This is a genomic window from Pseudomonas sp. D8002, from assembly GCF_013385695.1.
In the GTDB taxonomy this organism is placed as follows: Bacteria; Pseudomonadota; Gammaproteobacteria; order Pseudomonadales; family Pseudomonadaceae; genus Aquipseudomonas.
The window spans coordinates 15,571-31,485 of sequence record NZ_JACAPM010000008.1; the positions used below are offsets into that span (position 1 = coordinate 15,571).

15 protein-coding genes are annotated in these 15,915 nt (G+C 60.1%); 9 read left to right on the plus strand and 6 right to left on the minus strand.

Annotated elements, in window-relative coordinates; genetic code table 11:
* Positions 1-101: 101 nt before the first annotated feature.
* A complete protein-coding gene (gene thiI / locus HX807_RS05150) occupies positions 102-1,556 on the minus strand; it encodes a tRNA uracil 4-sulfurtransferase ThiI (protein ID WP_023659343.1) in 1,455 nt (484 codons plus the stop codon).
* Positions 1,557-1,889: 333 nt separating this feature from the next.
* Here thiI and glnA point away from each other — a divergent pair, with 333 nt between their 5' ends.
* The 4 genes from glnA to ntrC all read left to right on the plus strand — a co-directional run bounded on the left by glnA (position 1,890) and on the right by ntrC (position 6,931).
* A complete protein-coding gene (glnA, locus tag HX807_RS05155; protein ID WP_003217999.1) occupies positions 1,890-3,296 on the plus strand; it encodes a glutamate--ammonia ligase in 1,407 nt (468 codons plus the stop codon).
* A gap of 188 nt (positions 3,297-3,484) precedes the next feature.
* Positions 3,485-4,021 carry a chorismate mutase gene (locus tag HX807_RS05160; RefSeq protein WP_177049438.1) on the plus strand — a complete coding sequence of 179 codons (537 nt, stop codon included), beginning with the start codon at positions 3,485-3,487 and terminating at the stop codon, positions 4,019-4,021.
* 391 nt (positions 4,022-4,412) lie between these two features.
* Positions 4,413-5,498 carry a nitrogen regulation protein NR(II) gene (gene glnL / locus HX807_RS05165; RefSeq protein ID WP_003218001.1) on the plus strand — a complete coding sequence of 362 codons (1,086 nt, stop codon included), beginning with the start codon at positions 4,413-4,415 and terminating at the stop codon, positions 5,496-5,498.
* Entirely contained in the window at positions 5,495-6,931 is a 1,437-nt protein-coding gene (gene ntrC, locus HX807_RS05170) for a nitrogen regulation protein NR(I) (protein WP_003218003.1), read from the plus strand. Before glnL ends, ntrC begins: the two co-directional genes overlap by 4 nt.
* A 624-nt stretch (positions 6,932-7,555) precedes the next feature.
* Here ntrC and HX807_RS05175 read toward each other — a convergent pair.
* Positions 7,556-7,996, minus strand: a complete 441-nt coding sequence (locus HX807_RS05175) for a hypothetical protein (protein ID WP_177049441.1) — start codon at positions 7,994-7,996, stop codon at positions 7,556-7,558.
* On the opposite strand from HX807_RS05175, the gene HX807_RS05180 reads away from it, so the two are divergent.
* Entirely contained in the window at positions 7,995-8,450 is a 456-nt protein-coding gene (locus tag HX807_RS05180) for a tRNA (cytidine(34)-2'-O)-methyltransferase (RefSeq protein ID WP_003218007.1), read from the plus strand. The genes HX807_RS05175 and HX807_RS05180 overlap by 2 nt on opposite strands.
* A gap of 132 nt (positions 8,451-8,582) precedes the next feature.
* Here HX807_RS05180 and secB read toward each other — a convergent pair whose 3' ends face one another.
* From secB to HX807_RS05195, 3 genes are read right to left on the minus strand one after another with little or no spacing between them, the layout of a single operon-like run.
* Positions 8,583-9,068, minus strand: a complete 486-nt coding sequence (gene secB / locus HX807_RS05185; protein ID WP_003218009.1) for a protein-export chaperone SecB — start codon at positions 9,066-9,068, stop codon at positions 8,583-8,585.
* Between the two features lie 42 nt (positions 9,069-9,110).
* Positions 9,111-9,365 (minus strand): glutaredoxin 3, encoded by a 255-nt coding sequence (gene grxC / locus HX807_RS05190; protein ID WP_177036574.1) that lies wholly within the window; start codon positions 9,363-9,365, stop codon positions 9,111-9,113.
* Position 9,366: 1 nt separating this feature from the next.
* Positions 9,367-9,780 (minus strand): rhodanese-like domain-containing protein, encoded by a 414-nt coding sequence (locus HX807_RS05195; protein WP_003218014.1) that lies wholly within the window; start codon positions 9,778-9,780, stop codon positions 9,367-9,369.
* Between the two features lie 151 nt (positions 9,781-9,931).
* On the opposite strand from HX807_RS05195, the gene gpmI reads away from it, so the two are divergent.
* A complete protein-coding gene (gpmI, locus tag HX807_RS05200) occupies positions 9,932-11,458 on the plus strand; it encodes a 2,3-bisphosphoglycerate-independent phosphoglycerate mutase (RefSeq protein WP_087693337.1) in 1,527 nt (508 codons plus the stop codon).
* Between the two features lie 217 nt (positions 11,459-11,675).
* On the opposite strand, the gene HX807_RS05205 is transcribed toward gpmI, so the two are convergent.
* Complete coding sequence (locus HX807_RS05205) at positions 11,676-12,107, minus strand: PBECR2 nuclease fold domain-containing protein (RefSeq protein WP_256346889.1); 432 nt, start codon at positions 12,105-12,107, stop codon at positions 11,676-11,678.
* Between the two features lie 377 nt (positions 12,108-12,484).
* Between HX807_RS05205 and HX807_RS05210 the strand changes: the two genes are divergently transcribed.
* The 3 genes from HX807_RS05210 to HX807_RS05220 are packed head-to-tail and all read left to right on the plus strand — an operon-like array spanning position 12,485 to position 15,912.
* Entirely contained in the window at positions 12,485-13,789 is a 1,305-nt protein-coding gene (locus tag HX807_RS05210) for a murein hydrolase activator EnvC (RefSeq protein ID WP_087693335.1), read from the plus strand.
* Between the two features lie 31 nt (positions 13,790-13,820).
* The gene (locus HX807_RS05215; protein WP_003218023.1) at positions 13,821-15,128 is read left to right on the plus strand and encodes a S41 family peptidase; all 1,308 of its coding nucleotides are present in this window, start codon (positions 13,821-13,823) and stop codon (positions 15,126-15,128) included.
* 1 nt (position 15,129) lies between these two features.
* On the plus strand, positions 15,130-15,912 hold the full coding sequence (locus HX807_RS05220; protein ID WP_008435686.1) for a divergent polysaccharide deacetylase family protein: 783 nt from the start codon (positions 15,130-15,132) through the stop codon (positions 15,910-15,912).
* Positions 15,913-15,915 lie beyond the last annotated feature (3 nt).

Here is a 15,915-nt window from a genome sequence, read left to right on the forward strand (position 1 = left end):
TCGTGGCAGCGATTAACAGTAGAGTCAGGCCTTGCCGTTACAGCTTGACGGCAGAGTCGGGGGGCCGGTGACGCAGGCCACAGGCAAACAGCCCCGGGCTCTTAGCTCGGTCGATAAACGCGCACATTGGCATGCCCCTCACTGAGCAAATGGTGGGCATGCAGGCGACTCATCACGCCTTTGTCGCAATACAACAGGTACTGACGGCTGTCATCCAGTTCCTTGAAACGCGCATTCAATGCATAGAACGGCAGCGTTTGTACGTCGATGCCAGCAATTTCCAGCGGCTCGTCTTCAGCGGCATCCGGGTGACGGATGTCGATGATGATCTGACCGGCCAGAGCCTCGCTGACTTCTTCGATCTGCAAATCCTGGCCCAATTCGTCGATAACCCGATCGATCGGCACCAGCTTGGCGTTCTCAAGCGCACGCTCGAGCACCGCCATATCGAACTGTTGTTCTTCGTACTCCACGCGGTTGCGCTTGGCGTGGGTCTTGGGGTTCACCGAGATGACCCCGCAATATTCCGGCATGTGCTTGGCGAAATCCGCCGTGCCGATCTGGGTCGCCAGGTCGATGATGTCTTGCTTGTGACTGGCGATCAGCGGGCGCAGTACCAGCTTCTCGGTCACAGAGTCGATCAACGACAGGTTCGGCAGGGTCTGGCTGGACACCTGGGAAATCGCTTCACCGGTGACCAGTGCGTCGATTTCCAGCCGATCCGCGATTCGGGACGCAGCGCGTAACATCATACGCTTCAATACTACGCCCATATGACTGTTATCGACTTTCCCGAGAATTTCTCCCAGGACTTCCTCGAACGGTACGCTGACAAACAGCACCCGTTGCGAGCTGCCGTACTTCTTCCAGATGTAATGCGCGACTTCCATCACGCCCAATTCGTGTGCACGCCCGCCCAGGTTGAAGAAGCAGAAGTGGCTCATCAGCCCGCGGCGCATGATCTGGTAGGCCGCGACAGTGGAATCGAAACCGCCGGACATCAATACCAGGGTCTGTTCCAGGGCACCCAGCGGGTAGCCGCCGATGCTGTCGTGCTGGCTGTGGATCACAAACAACCGTTGGTCGCGAATTTCCATCCGCACTTCAATTTGCGGCTCTTTCAGGGAAATTCCGGCAGCGCCGCACTCGCGACGCAGCTTGCTGCCCACGTATTTCTCGACATCCATGGAGCTGAACGGGTGCTTGCCGGCGCGTTTGCAACGCACTGAAAACACCTTGCCTGCCAGCACATCGCCGTAGTGCTGCTTGCACTTTTCGGTGATGTCGTCGAAGTCGCCCAGCGGGTACTCGTCGACCTGCAGGAAATGCGCGATGCCCGGCACGCAGCTCAGGCGCTCGGTCATGTCCTTCAGGGCCTTGGGGTCTGTGAGGCGGGTTTCCAGCTCGAGATTGTCCCACACACCATTCACCACCACAGCCGGGTCCAGATCGCGGAGCACGGCACGGATGTTCTTGGCCAATTGACGGATGAAACGCATCCGTACCGGTCGGCTCTTGATGGTGATCTCGGGGAAGACTTTAACGATTAATTTCATGAAAACAGCGCGCGCAGGCCCAGCCGAAAAAGGGGGGCGCGGATTATAGCGGAAATCGCTCAAGGTTTAACCAGTTAATATGCAACTGACCTTTCGCGCACCAAAACGGGCCATAAACCAAAATAAGCGCTACATTGCGGTGCGCAATTTCTTCCGTTTCAGCGGATTGCACCTTTATAGGGGCGTTTTTGTGGCAAAAAACCCATGTCGGGGCACTGGCATGCAATTTGCTCTCTTGTGAGGCAGGTTGCCTTGGTCGAGTATTCGCGCCGGCATCACCCACATTCTAAGGGCTACTCCACTACCCCAGCCCGAAGCCACCCGGAGGACACTATGTCGAAGTCGGTTCAACTCATCAAAGATCATGACGTCAAATGGATTGATCTGCGCTTCACGGACACCAAAGGCACTCAGCACCACGTGACCATGCCGGCTCGCGACGCGCTGGATGACGCCTTCTTCGAAGAAGGCAAAATGTTCGACGGCTCCTCCATTGCCGGCTGGAAAGGAATCGAAGCGTCCGACATGATCCTGATGCCGGACGACAGCACTGCCGTACTCGACCCGTTCACCGAAGACCCAACCTTGATCATCGTCTGCGACGTGATCGAGCCTTCGACCATGCAGGGCTACGACCGTGACCCACGTGCGATCGCCAAGCGTGCCGAGGAATACCTGAAGTCGACCGGTATCGGCGACACCGTATTCGTAGGCCCGGAACCAGAATTCTTCATCTTTGATTCGGTCAAGTTCAAGTCCGACATCTCTGGCTCCATGTTCAAGATCTTCTCCGAACAAGGTTCGTGGATGTCCGACCAGGACGTGGAAGGCGGCAACAAAGGCCACCGTCCAGGTATCAAAGGCGGCTACTTCCCGGTTCCTCCGTTCGACCACGACCACGAAATCCGTACCTCCATGTGCAACGCCATGGAAGAGATGGGCCTGGTCATCGAAGTTCACCACCACGAAGTGGCGACTGCCGGCCAGAACGAAATCGGCGTGAAGTTCAACACCCTGGTTGCCAAGGCTGACGAAGTTCAGACCCTGAAGTACTGCGTACACAACGTGGCTGATGCCTACGGCCGTACCGCTACCTTCATGCCTAAGCCTCTGTACGGCGATAACGGTTCGGGTATGCACGTTCACCTGTCCATCGCCAAAGAAGGCAAGAACACCTTCGCTGGCGAAGGTTATGCCGGCCTGTCCGACACTGCCCTGTACTTCATCGGCGGTATCATCAAGCACGGTAAGGCCCTGAACGGCTTCACCAACCCATCGACCAACTCCTACAAGCGTCTGGTTCCAGGTTTCGAAGCTCCGGTAATGCTGGCCTACTCGGCTCGCAACCGCTCCGCCTCGATCCGTATTCCTTACGTGTCCAGCCCTCGCGCTCGCCGTATCGAAGCCCGTTTCCCGGATCCGGCAGCCAACCCGTACCTGGCCTTCGCTGCCCTGGTCATGGCCGGCCTGGACGGTATCCAGAACAAGATCCACCCTGGCGATGCCGCCGACAAAAACTTGTACGACCTGCCGCCTGAAGAGGCCAAAGAGATCCCACAAGTGTGCGGCAGCCTGAAAGAAGCCCTGGAAGAGCTGGACAAGGGCCGTGCGTTCCTGACCAAAGGCGGCGTGTTCAGCGACGACTTTATCGATGCCTACATCGCCCTGAAAAGCGAAGAAGAAATCAAGGTCCGCACCTTCGTACACCCACTGGAATACGAGCTGTACTACAGCTGCTGATCCGGTAGCGCTGCGTAACGCGGCGTGATGAAAAAGGCCTCCTTCGGGAGGTCTTTTTTTGCCCGCAAAACCCTGTGGGAGCCGGCTTGCCCGCGAAAAATTCAAAGGCACCGCATTTCTTCAATACTTACGCGTTATCGTTAACGACCTTCGCGAGCAAGCTCGCCCCTACAGAAGAGGGATCTGCCTTGAAACTCAAAATTGGGTTCATCTTGCTGGCCATCAGCGCCAATGTATTCGCAGCACCACCCACCCTCGCCCCGCTGCTCGACAGCATTGCCGAACGCCTGGCGATTGCCGACCAGGTGGCCCTGAGCAAATGGGACAGCCACAAGCCCGTCGAAGACCGCCCACGGGAGCAGGACGTGATCGCCAGCGTCGTCGCCCAGGCGCCGAGCTACAAACTGGCACCGGCACAGGCCGAGCAGTTTTTCTCGGCCCAGATCGAGGCGAACAAACTAGTGCAGTACGCCCACCTTTCCGACTGGCAGCTGCAAGGCAAGGCGCCGAATGACCCACGCCCGGATCTGGTCGGCCAGATCCGCCCTAAACTGGACCTGCTGCAAAAACGCCTGCTGCAACAGCTGGCGGACTTCACCCCGGAGCGCACCAACCCGCAATGCCCGCAATGGCTGGCCCAGGCCAATCACGCACCTGCCAAAGACTCGCTGCACCAGCTGGCAATTATCCGCGCCACTGCCGAGCTGTGTATCTATAAAATCTAAAATTGCGAACCCCATCAAAATGTGGGAGCGGGCTTGCTCGCGATGGCGGTGTGTCAGTTGATATATGCATGACTGACACGCCGCCTTCGCGAGCAAGCCCGCTCCCACAATTTAGATCCGACCCATTCAGCCAATCAGTCGCTGCCACCAGCTTCCTGAACAGACTTTTCAAAACCGCACTATATTGGTGCGATACGCTGCACCCTTCCCACTTACGCAACCCATTTTGGTTCGAAACTTCCCGTCCAAGCTGGCAGAACGCCACAGTTTCGCGCCTTAATCCCCCATTTCAGGGCTTTAACGCTTCTTTTCGGAGCTTTGGTTTGGTTTTTGCATTTTCCTTGTATCAGCGTGTGCCTCAAGCCCGCGCCTTGCTCCAAAAGAGGTCCTAATGACCATCAGCGACGCACTGCACCGCCTGTTACTCGACAACCTGACCACCGCGACCATTCTGCTCAATGACGAACTGCGCCTTGAGTACATGAACCCGGCGGCGGAGATGCTGCTGGCCATCAGCGGGCAGCGCAGCCATGGGCAATTCATCAGTGAGCTGTTCACTGAGTCGGCCGAGGCCTTGAGCTCGTTGCGCCAGGCCGTGGAGCAGGCGCACCCGTTCACCAAGCGCGAAGCGATGCTCACCGCCCTCACCGGCCAGACCCTCACCGTCGACTACGCGGTAACACCGATCCTCAGCCACGGCGCCACCTTGTTGCTGCTGGAGGTGCATCCCCGCGATCGCCTGCTGCGCATCACCAAGGAAGAGGCGCAGCTGTCCAAGCAGGAAACCAGCAAGATGCTGGTGCGCGGCCTGGCCCATGAGATCAAGAACCCCCTGGGCGGGATTCGCGGTGCCGCACAGCTGCTGGCCCGCGAGCTGCCGGACGAAAACCTCAAGGACTACACCAACGTCATCATCGAGGAAGCCGACCGCCTGCGTAACCTGGTAGACCGCATGCTCGGCTCCAACAAGCTGCCGTCTCTGGCAATGACCAACGTGCACGAAGTGCTGGAGCGGGTTTGCCAGTTGGTGGAGGCCGAAAGCCAGGGCTGCATCACCTTGGTGCGCGACTACGACCCAAGCATTCCCGACGTATTGATCGACCGCGAGCAGATGATCCAGGCGGTGCTCAATATCGTGCGTAACGCCATGCAGGCCATCAGCAGCCAGAACGAGCTGCGCCTGGGCCGCATCAGCCTGCGCACCCGTGCCCTGCGCCAGTTCACCATTGGCCACGTGCGCCATCGCCTGGTGACCAAGGTCGAGATCATCGACAACGGCCCCGGCATCCCTGCAGAACTGCAGGAAACCATCTTTTTCCCAATGGTCAGCGGCCGCCCGGACGGTACCGGGCTCGGCCTGGCCATTACCCAGAACATCATCAGCCAGCACCAGGGTTTGATCGAATGTGAGAGCCATCCCGGTCACACCACCTTCTCGATCTTTCTGCCACTGGAACAAGGAGCCCCATCGACATGAGCCGTAGTGAAACTGTCTGGATCGTCGATGACGACCGTTCTATCCGCTGGGTCCTGGAGAAAGCCTTGCAACAGGAAGGCATGACCACCCAGAGCTTCGACAGCGCCGACGGGGTGATGAGCCGCCTGGCTCGCCAGCAGCCCGATGTGATCATCTCCGACATCCGCATGCCCGGCGCCAGTGGCCTGGACTTGCTGGCGCGGATTCGCGAGCAGCACCCGCGCCTGCCGGTGATCATCATGACCGCGCACTCGGACCTGGACAGCGCTGTCGCGTCCTATCAGGGCGGCGCCTTTGAATACCTGCCAAAACCGTTCGACGTGGACGAAGCGGTGGCGCTGGTAAAACGCGCCAACCAGCACGCCCAGGAACAGCAGAACCAGGAAGCCCCGCCGGCCCTGACGCGTACCCCGGAAATCATCGGCGAAGCGCCGGCGATGCAGGAAGTGTTTCGCGCCATCGGGCGCTTGAGCCACTCCAACATCACCGTGCTGATCAATGGCGAGTCGGGTACCGGTAAAGAGCTGGTGGCCCACGCCCTGCACCGTCACAGCCCACGGGCGGCGTCGCCGTTCATTGCGCTGAACATGGCGGCGATCCCGAAAGACTTGATGGAGTCGGAACTGTTCGGCCATGAAAAAGGCGCGTTCACCGGTGCGGCCAACCTGCGCCGTGGCCGTTTTGAACAGGCCGACGGCGGCACGCTGTTCCTCGATGAAATCGGCGACATGCCGGCCGACACCCAGACGCGCTTGCTGCGGGTCCTGGCCGACGGCGAGTTTTATCGGGTAGGCGGGCACACGCCAGTCAAGGTCGACGTACGTATCATCGCGGCGACGCACCAGAACCTGGAAACCCTGGTGCACGCCGGGAAATTCCGTGAAGACTTGTTCCACCGCCTGAACGTGATCCGCATCCACATCCCACGGATGTCGGACCGTCGCGAGGACATCCCGACCCTGGCCCGTCACTTCCTCAGCCGCGCCGCCCAGGAGCTGGCCGTCGAGCCGAAGCTGCTGAAAAGCGAGACCGAGGAATACCTGAAGAACCTGCCATGGCCGGGCAACGTGCGTCAGCTGGAGAACACCTGCCGCTGGATCACGGTGATGGCTTCGGGGCGCGAAGTGCATATCAGCGACCTGCCGCCTGAGCTGCTGAGCCTGCCGCAGGATTCGGCACCGGTGACCAACTGGGAGCAGGCGCTGCGCCAGTGGGCCGACCAGGCCCTGGCACGTGGCCAGTCGAACCTGCTGGACAGCGCTGTGCCGGCTTTCGAGCGGATCATGATCGAAACCGCCCTCAAGCATACTGCTGGACGTCGTCGCGACGCCGCCGTGCTGCTGGGCTGGGGCCGCAATACGCTGACACGCAAGATCAAGGAGCTGGGGATGAAGGTTGACGGTGGGGATGATGATGAGGGCGATGAAGGCTGATTGATCCCTCAAGTACACCGAAGATCCAGTGTGGGAGCGGGCTCGCTCGCGAAGGCGATGGTTCAGTCAACATAAGTATCGACTGACGCGCCGCCTTCGCGAGCAAGCCCGCTCCCACATTTGGATCTCCACAAGGTTTCAGCACTGTGCACCGCTTCAATGCACCACGAACCGGCATCGCGCACTTATCCAACGCCTGCAACCCATGCCTTGTTAAGAAAATATTAAAACCAAAAAAAGCCAAAGCCCCGTATTCCGGGGCTTTGCGCTTTCTGAAGAAATTTTTTGGCGCCACTTCGCAATTCTGGCACGCGCCCTGCAATAACCCTGTTACTACCCAGTTTCGGGGACCTTGGTACAGGCAGGCCGAGAATCCCCTCTTTAACACCCGGGGTGCTTGATGCGGATCGCGTCGCGCCCCACACCCGTTTCGGGAACCTCGGTACAGGCAGGCCGGGGATTCCCTCTTTAACACCGAAGCCTTTGGCTTCACCCCGTTTTGGGAGCCCTGGTACAGGCAGGCCGGGAACTCCCTTCTTTACACCCGGGGCTTATGAGGCAACGCGCCCATAGCCCCAGCCCGTTTTGGGAACCTTGGTACAGGCAGGCCGGGGATTCCCTCTTTTATTGCTCCTGGAGATGGATCTCCACCCGCCAGCGTCCATCGGCCTTCTCTCCCGACCACTCCCCGCGCAACGGCCGAGCCGCCACCAGGTTCAGCAGCAAGCCGCCATCGGTCTTGCGTACGCGCCAGTTCACATCCTTGTCATTGACCTTCAATTGGCCGCCGTGGGCCTTGCCAAGCGCATCGAACAGCAGCGCCACGGTGCCGTCGATATGCTCGCCGTGCAGCTTGGGTTCGCTGTTGAACCACACCACCAGGCCATCGGCGGCGGGCTCTACCTGCTGCAGCTCAACCGGGTCTGGCGTGGTCAGCCGGCCGATCATCAGGCCCACCATCAAGCCGACAATCGCCAACGAGCCTAAAACCCGTGGCAATAGCTTCGGCCTGGGGTCTTCTTCAGGGGTAGAATGCAGCGCATCTTTGCCTTCGGAGCCGTGCATGTTTCACGTCATCCTTTTTCAACCAGAAATTCCGCCGAATACCGGCAACGTTATCAGGCTGTGCGCCAACAGTGGCTGCCACCTGCATTTGATCGAGCCCTTGGGTTTCGACATGGACGACAAGCGCCTGCGCCGCGCCGGGCTGGACTACCACGAGTACGCCACCCTGCAACGCCACGCCGACCTTGCCAGCTGCCTGGAAAGCCTGAACCACCCACGGTTGTTCGCGTTTACCACCAAGGGTTCGCGGCCGTTCCATGATGCCAGCTTTGCCGAAGGCGACGCCTTCCTGTTCGGCCCGGAAAGCCGGGGCTTGCCGGCAGACGTGCTGGACGCCCTGCCAGACGGCCACCGCCTGCGCCTGCCGATGCGCGAAGGCTGCCGCAGCCTGAACCTGTCCAACACCGTGGCCGTCGCGGTTTACGAAGGTTGGCGGCAACTGGGGTTCAAGTAACACTGCATAACGAATGTGGGAGCGGGCTTGCTCGCGAAAGCGGAGTGCCAGTCAACGAAGATATCGACTGAAGTACCGCATTCGCGAGCAAGCCCGCTCCCACATTGGATCGGCGTCGTTGCTCAGAACAGCTTACTGAACCGTTGGCGAGCCTTCCTGTTGCATGCGCTGCAGCTCTTGCGCATACAGGGCATCGAAGTTCACCGGAGCCAGCATCAGCGCCGGGAACGAGCCACGGGTGACCAGGCTGTCCAGGGTCTCACGGGCATACGGGAACAGGATGTTCGGGCAGAACGCGCCCAGGGTGTGGCTCATGGACGCTTCGTCCAGGCCCTGGATCAGGAAGATACCGGCCTGTTGCACTTCAGCAATGAAGGCCACTTCTTCGCCGTTCTTGACGGTGACCGACAGGGTCAGCACGACCTCGTGGAAGTCACCTTCCAGGGCCTTCTGACGGGTGTTCAGGTCCAGCGCAACGCTCGGGGTCCATTCCTGACGGAAGATGGCCGGGCTTTTCGGCGCTTCGAACGACAAGTCACGCACGTAAATACGCTGCAGGGAAAATTGTGGGCCTTGAGCTTCTTCTGCTGCCGCTTCGGTGTTCTGTTGGTCAGTCATCGCAGATCCTTCGTGATCTTGGGGTCTTTTAGGGGTTAGGAGTCAGACGTGAAGCAGCGCATCCAGTTTACCGGCGCTGTCCAGGGCGACCAGGTCATCGCATCCACCGATATGCTCATCACCAATCCAGATCTGTGGCACGGATGAACGCCCTGCCTTCCTGGTCATCTCGGCGCGCAACTGGGGCTTGCCATCAACCTTGATCTCTTCGAAGGCGACGCCCTTCTTCCTGAGCAGGGCCTTGGCATGCGAGCAATAAGGGCAATAATCGCTGGAATAAACGACAACCTGGCTCATATCACTTCACCAGCGGCAGGTTATCGCCACGCCAGCTGGAAATACCACCCGACAGTTTGGCGGCGTTGAAGCCGGTTTTCAGCATCTCGCGGGCGTGGGTGCCGGAGTGCTGGCCCTGGGCGTCGACCAGGATAATGGTCTTGGCCTTGTGCTTTTCCAGCTCGGCCAGGCGCGAAATCAGTTTGTCCTGGGGAATGTTCAGCGCGCCGACAATGTGACCGGCGGCGAAATCCTTGGCGGGACGAATGTCCACCACTACGGCCTCATCCTTGTTGACCAGGGCGGTCAGCTCGGACGTGCTGAGGCTGCGGCCACCGCGGCTCAATTCGTGAGCGATCAGCAGCGCCAGCAGTACGACGAACGCACCAGCGAGCAAATAGTGGGTAGTGGCAAATGCAATCAGGTGATCAACCATCAAGGAGGTTCCAGGGCGTTAAAATGGCGGTAAGTATACACAGCCGTCATGGTCGGCCAACCCCCGTAAAGCGGTGACGTGGTCGGAACTTCGCTTTAAACTGCCACTCCCTTTTCTATTCCCTTCATTCATTACCGCCGCGAGAGGATCTATGACTACTACGCCTAAACCTTTGGTCCTGATAATTCTCGATGGCTTCGGACACAGTGAAAGCCACCACGACAACGCCGTGTACTCGGCCAGCAAGCCAGTACTGGACCGTCTGAGCGCTACCGTTCCGAACGGCCTGATCTCGGGCTCGGGCATGGATGTTGGCCTGCCGGACGGCCAAATGGGCAACTCGGAAGTCGGCCATATGAATCTCGGTGCCGGACGAGTGGTCTATCAAGACTTCACCCGCGTGACCAAAGCGATCCGCGACGGTGAGTTTTTCGAGAACCCAAACATCTGCGCGGCAGTGGATAAAGCGGTCAAGGCCGGCAAGGCCGTGCACTTCATGGGCCTGCTGTCGGACGGCGGCGTCCACAGCCACCAGGACCACCTGATCGCCATGGCCGAACTGGCCTTCAAGCGCGGCGCCGAGAAGATCTACCTGCACGCGTTCCTCGACGGCCGCGACACCCCGCCGAAAAGTGCCCAGTCCTCCATCGAACTGCTGGATGAAACCTTCAAGACCCTCGGCAAAGGCCGCATCGCCAGCCTGGTTGGCCGCTACTTCGCCATGGACCGCGACAACCGCTGGGACCGCGTGGCACAGGCCTACAACCTGATCGTCGACGGCCAGGCCGAATTCAACGCCGCCACCGCCCAGGAAGGCCTGGAAGCCGCCTACGCCCGTGGCGAGAGTGACGAATTCGTCAAGGCCACCACCATCGGCGAACCGGTCAAGGTCGAAGATGGCGACGCCGTGGTGTTCATGAACTTCCGCGCCGACCGTGCCCGCGAGCTGAGCCACGTATTCGTCGATGCCGGCTTCAAGGACTTCGAGCGCGCCCGCCAGCCGAAAGTCGAATTCGTGATGCTGACCCAATACGCCGCCAACATCCCGGCCCCGTCGGCATTCGCCCCGGGCAGCCTGGAAAACGTGCTGGGGGATTACCTGGCGAAAAACGGCAAGACCCAACTGCGCATTGCCGAAACCGAGAAATACGCCCACGTCACCTTCTTCTTCTCCGGCGGTCGTGAAGAACCGTTCCCGGGTGAAGAACGCATCCTGATCCCGTCGCCGAAAGTCGCCACCTACGACCTGCAGCCGGAGATGAGTGCCCCGGAAGTCACGGACAAGATCGTCGACGCCATCGAACACCAGCGCTACGACGTGATCGTGGTCAACTACGCCAACGGTGACATGGTGGGCCACAGCGGCAACCTGGAAGCGGCGGTAAAAGCCGTGGAATGCCTGGACCTGTGCGTCGGCCGCATCGTCGACGCCCTGGACAAGGTGGGCGGCGAAGCGCTGATCACCGCCGACCACGGCAACTGCGAGCAAATGTCCGACGAATCCACCGGCCAGGCCCACACCGCCCACACCACCGAGCCGGTGCCATTCATCTACGTCGGCAAACGTGACTTTAAAGTACGTGATGGCGGCGTGCTGGCCGACGTGGCACCGACCATGTTGATGCTGATGGGGCTGGAGAAGCCGAAAGAGATGACTGGCACTTCGATTCTGGTCTGACACAGTTCAGGGGTTGCTCAAAACAGGCAGCCCGTCAATAATGGACTTGAGCGCGAAACCAGTTGCCTCCAGCGGCGATAACTGGCGTAGGAACCCCGCAGATGGCTGGATATCCGCGTAGGGTGAGACCTCCACACCCCTGCTTGAGGGTGTGTATATGAATATCAAGCAAGCACTACTTAGGGCAGTTCGAAAGAGCTGCCCTTTTCTTTGGGCGTCACAAAAGCTCGTAACGCTTGTAGAGCAACTCACCATGACGATGCTTGTTCAAGGCCTTGGCGTCTGCCTGCATGAAGTTCCACAGCACATTGCCAGCCTGAATATTGACCACCACCAGTATCTGCCTCCTGGATTCATAAGCCCCAATGAATGCTAAACGGGCGGAGCAATCGCTATAAGCAACACGCCATATTTCCAGAGGCCCCGTCAATGTGTCCAAGGCGAACCTGACATAACGCTCTCTGGCGTCCTGCCGCTTTTCAACAATGTGCTGCAGACAGCTACGCCTGATCGCTATTTGCCCCAAAGGCGAGGCAACTTCTACTTCCGAACAGCTCGAATGGGCAATGCCAAAATGCATTGCGACTATATCGATGGCCGCTTCGACGTCATTGCCGGCGGCCACTTCCTCAAGTGGACGCGCTCGCAAGGCCCGATCCAGACTACGAAGATCGGGAAGCCCATAATCAAGCCACGTATGCTGGCCTTTTGACTCGTGAATACAAGGCATTACTGACTATGCCGACCGTCGGATTAACAGGGCCGAAGAGTCTATTCCGAGCGCAAATGCACCGTCAGGGTGGAGCATTTCAAGGCATTTCGCGAAGCACACAAAACAACTGCAGAAGCACGACACGACGCTCTCAACCGCTCGTCGCCTTCAAAGGGCTATGGGACTTGCCCACAATTGCTTGCAGAATGCGGCCACTGGGCACCTAACTTGCCTGCCAAGCCGAATTGGGCGTTTTTTTTGCAGCGCTTGGCGGGCATACTAGGCCGTCCCTTTCCCTGGTGTCGCCCGCCTCTATGCTTCGCGCCTTGATTACCCTTGCTCTTGTCTGCCTGCTCCAACCGGCGTTTGCCGATGAGCGCGCACAAACCCAACAACAGTTGGACGCTACGCGTCAGGACATTACCGAGCTGAAGAAGCTGCTCGGCAAGCTCCAGGAAGAGAAGTCCGGCGTGCAGAAAGACCTGCGCGGCACGGAAACCGAGATGGGCAAGCTGGAGAAGCAGGTCCAGGAGCTGCAAAAAGAACTAAAGAAGAGCGAGTCGGAACTGGAGCGACTCGACGCTGAGAAAAAAAAACTCCAGAGCGCCCGCGTTGAACAGCAACGCCTGATCGCGATCCAGGCCCGCGCCGCTTACCAGAACGGCCGCCAGGAATACCTCAAGCTGCTGCTCAACCAGCAGAACCCGGAAAAGTTCGCCCGCACCCTTACCTATTACGACTACCTGAGCAAGGCCCGCCTGGAGCAACTGAAAAGCTTCAACGAGACCCTGCGCCAGTTGGCCAACGTCGAGCAGGAAATCGCCAACCAGCAGTCGCAGCTGCTCGACCAGAAAACCGCCCTCGACAGCCAGCGCGACGAACTGGACAAGGTCCGCAAGGAGCGCCAGCAGGCGCTGGCCAAGCTGAATGACGACGTGAAGGCCCGTGACGCCAAGCTCCAGGCCCGCGAGCAAGACCAGGCCGACCTCGGTAAAGTCCTGAAAACCATCGAGGAAACCCTGGCGCGCCAGGCCCGTGAGGCAGAGCAGGCGCGGCAAAAAGCGCTGATTGCCCAGCAGGAAGCCGAAAAAAAGCGCGAGCGTGAAGCCGCCGAGGCAGTCGCCAGCGCCACTACCGACGCCCCGGCCCCGCGTAAACCGGCGCGTGCAGCGCCTGGCCCGCTGGTTTCCAGCGCCGGCGAATCCTTCGGCGGACCTTTTGCTTCAGCTCGGGGCAAACTTCCATGGCCAGTTGATGGTCGATTACTGGCACGCTTTGGTGAAACCCGTGGCGATGACACCCGCGCCAAGTGGGACGGTGTGATGATCAGTGCCGGTGCCGGCACCCAGGTCCACGCTATCCACGGCGGCCGCGTGGTATTCGCCGATTGGCTGCGTGGTGCAGGTTTGCTGGTGATTCTTGACCACGGTAATGGCTATTTGAGCCTTTACGGCCACAATCAAACTTTGCTTAAAGCGGCAGGTGATGTTGTAAAAGCCGGTGAATCCATCTCCACTGTCGGTAACAGTGGTGGCCAGGACACCCCGGCGCTGTACTTCGCTATTCGTCAGCAGGGCCGCCCGAGCGACCCGGCACAATGGTGCCGTACCCAAGGATAAGGGTCGCATCTACATTAGGAGTTCGTTCGACATGCTGCATTTGTCCCGCCTCACATCGCTGGCCCTGACGATCGCTCTGGTGATCGGCGCGCCTTTGGCATTCGCCGACCAGACCGCCCAGTCGGCCACGGCCGCGACCACCAAGGCCCCGCTGCCGCTGGACGAGTTGCGCACCTTTGCCGAGGTCATGGACCGGATCAAGGCCGCTTATGTCGAACCTGTGGACGACAAGACCCTGCTGGAAAATGCCATCAAGGGCATGCTCAGCAACCTTGACCCGCACTCCGCCTACCTGGGCCCGGAAGATTTCGCCGAGCTGCAGGAGAGCACCAGCGGTGAATTCGGTGGCCTGGGCATTGAAGTCGGCGCCGACGACGGCAACATCAAGGTCGTTTCGCCGATCGATGACACCCCTGCGTCCAAGGCCGGCATCCAGGCCGGTGACTTTATCGTCAAGATCAACGGCCAGCCGACCCGCGGCCAGACCATGACCGAAGCCGTCGACAAGATGCGCGGCAAGATCGGCCAGAAAATCACCCTGACCCTGGTGCGCGACGGCGGCACGCCGTTCGACGTGACCCTGACCCGCGCCACCATCACGGTCAAGAGCGTGAAGAGCCAGCTGCTGGAGTCGGGCTACGGCTACATCCGTATCACCCAGTTCCAGGTCAAGACCGGCGACGAAGTGGCCAAGGCCCTCGCCAAGCTGCGCAAAGACAACGGCAAGAAACTCAGCGGCATCGTGCTCGACCTGCGCAACAACCCGGGCGGCGTGTTGCAGGCCGCGGTGGAAGTGGTCGACCACTTCATCACCAAGGGCCTGATCGTCTACACCAAGGGCCGTATCGCCAACTCCGAGCTGCGCTTCTCGGCCACCGGCAACGACCTCAGCGAAGGCGTGCCGATGGTTGTGCTGATCAACGGCGGCAGCGCCTCGGCTTCGGAAATCGTCGCCGGCGCCCTGCAAGACCAGAAACGCGGCGTGCTGATGGGCACCACCAGCTTCGGCAAAGGCTCGGTGCAAACCGTGCTGCCGCTGAACAACGAGCGTGCCTTGAAGATCACCACGGCGCTGTACTACACGCCGAACGGTCGCTCGATCCAGGCCCAGGGCATCGTGCCGGACATCGAAGTGCGCAAGGCCAAGATCACCAACGAAGCCGACAGCGAGTTCTACAAGGAAGCGGACCTGCAAGGCCACCTGGGCAATGGCAACGGCGGCGCCGACCAGCCGACCGGCAGCGGCTCGAAAGCCAAACCGATGCCGCAGGACGACGATTATCAGTTGGCCCAGGCGCTGAGCCTGCTCAAGGGCCTGAGCATTACGCGCAGCCGTTGATATGCGCCGTGGACTGATCATCGCTTTGCTGTGCTGTCTGGCGGGTGTCGCCCAAGGCAACCCCGCCAGTGCAGCCCCCGCTGAACACAAAGCCTACCTGACCCTGATCATCGACGACCTTGGGCAAAACCTGCCCCGGGATCGTCGTGTGCTCGCCCTGCCCGGCCCGGTGACCACGGCGATCATGCCCGACACACCCCACGCCGCCGAATTCGCCCGCGAAGCCCACAAGGCCGGCAAGATCGTCATCCTGCACATGCCCATGGACCCGGCCACCGGCCCGTTCGCCTGGCACCCCGACCTGCCTATCGAAGAGCTGGGCAAACGCCTGGACGCGGCCTTCAAGGCCGTGCCCTACACCGCCGGCATCAACAACCACATGGGCAGCCGCATGACCGCCCAGCCGGAGGCCATGGCCTGGTTGATGGGGGAGCTGCAACGACGCCACAAGTTCTTCGTCGACAGCCGCACCAGCGCTAAAACCGTCGCCGCCGCCGAGGCGCAAAAGATTGGCCTGGCCAGCGTCTCGCGGGATGTGTTCCTCGACGACGAACGCACCGAAGCGGCCATCACCACCCAGCTGCAGACCGCGATCAAGCTGGCCCACAAACAGGGGTCGGCGGTGATGATCGGCCACCCTTATCCACAGACCCTGGCGGTACTCGAACGTGAGCTGCCCAAGCTCAAGGCCCAGGGCGTCGAGTGGATCGATATCAAGTTGATGATCAGCCTGCGCAGCAACCAGGCCATGGCCGGGCACGGAAAAAACGGCACTTACCGCTAGTGC

Bases quoted from the DNA above. Each gene is read 5' to 3' on its own strand.
- thiI (WP_023659343.1), bottom strand. From the start codon at position 1,556: ATGAAATTAATCGTTAAAGTCTTCCCCGAGATCACCATCAAGAGCCGA.
- glnA (WP_003217999.1), top strand. From the start codon at position 1,890: ATGTCGAAGTCGGTTCAACTCATCAAAGATCATGACGTCAAATGGATT.
- glnL (WP_003218001.1), top strand. From the start codon at position 4,413: ATGACCATCAGCGACGCACTGCACCGCCTGTTACTCGACAACCTGACC.
- ntrC (WP_003218003.1), top strand. From the start codon at position 5,495: ATGAGCCGTAGTGAAACTGTCTGGATCGTCGATGACGACCGTTCTATC.
- HX807_RS05180 (WP_003218007.1), top strand. From the start codon at position 7,995: ATGTTTCACGTCATCCTTTTTCAACCAGAAATTCCGCCGAATACCGGC.
- HX807_RS05175 (WP_177049441.1), bottom strand. From the start codon at position 7,996: ATGCACGGCTCCGAAGGCAAAGATGCGCTGCATTCTACCCCTGAAGAA.
- secB (WP_003218009.1), bottom strand. From the start codon at position 9,068: ATGACTGACCAACAGAACACCGAAGCGGCAGCAGAAGAAGCTCAAGGC.
- grxC (WP_177036574.1), bottom strand. From the start codon at position 9,365: ATGAGCCAGGTTGTCGTTTATTCCAGCGATTATTGCCCTTATTGCTCG.
- HX807_RS05195 (WP_003218014.1), bottom strand. From the start codon at position 9,780: ATGGTTGATCACCTGATTGCATTTGCCACTACCCACTATTTGCTCGCT.
- gpmI (WP_087693337.1), top strand. From the start codon at position 9,932: ATGACTACTACGCCTAAACCTTTGGTCCTGATAATTCTCGATGGCTTC.
- HX807_RS05210 (WP_087693335.1), top strand. From the start codon at position 12,485: ATGCTTCGCGCCTTGATTACCCTTGCTCTTGTCTGCCTGCTCCAACCG.
- HX807_RS05215 (WP_003218023.1), top strand. From the start codon at position 13,821: ATGCTGCATTTGTCCCGCCTCACATCGCTGGCCCTGACGATCGCTCTG.
- HX807_RS05220 (WP_008435686.1), top strand. From the start codon at position 15,130: ATGCGCCGTGGACTGATCATCGCTTTGCTGTGCTGTCTGGCGGGTGTC.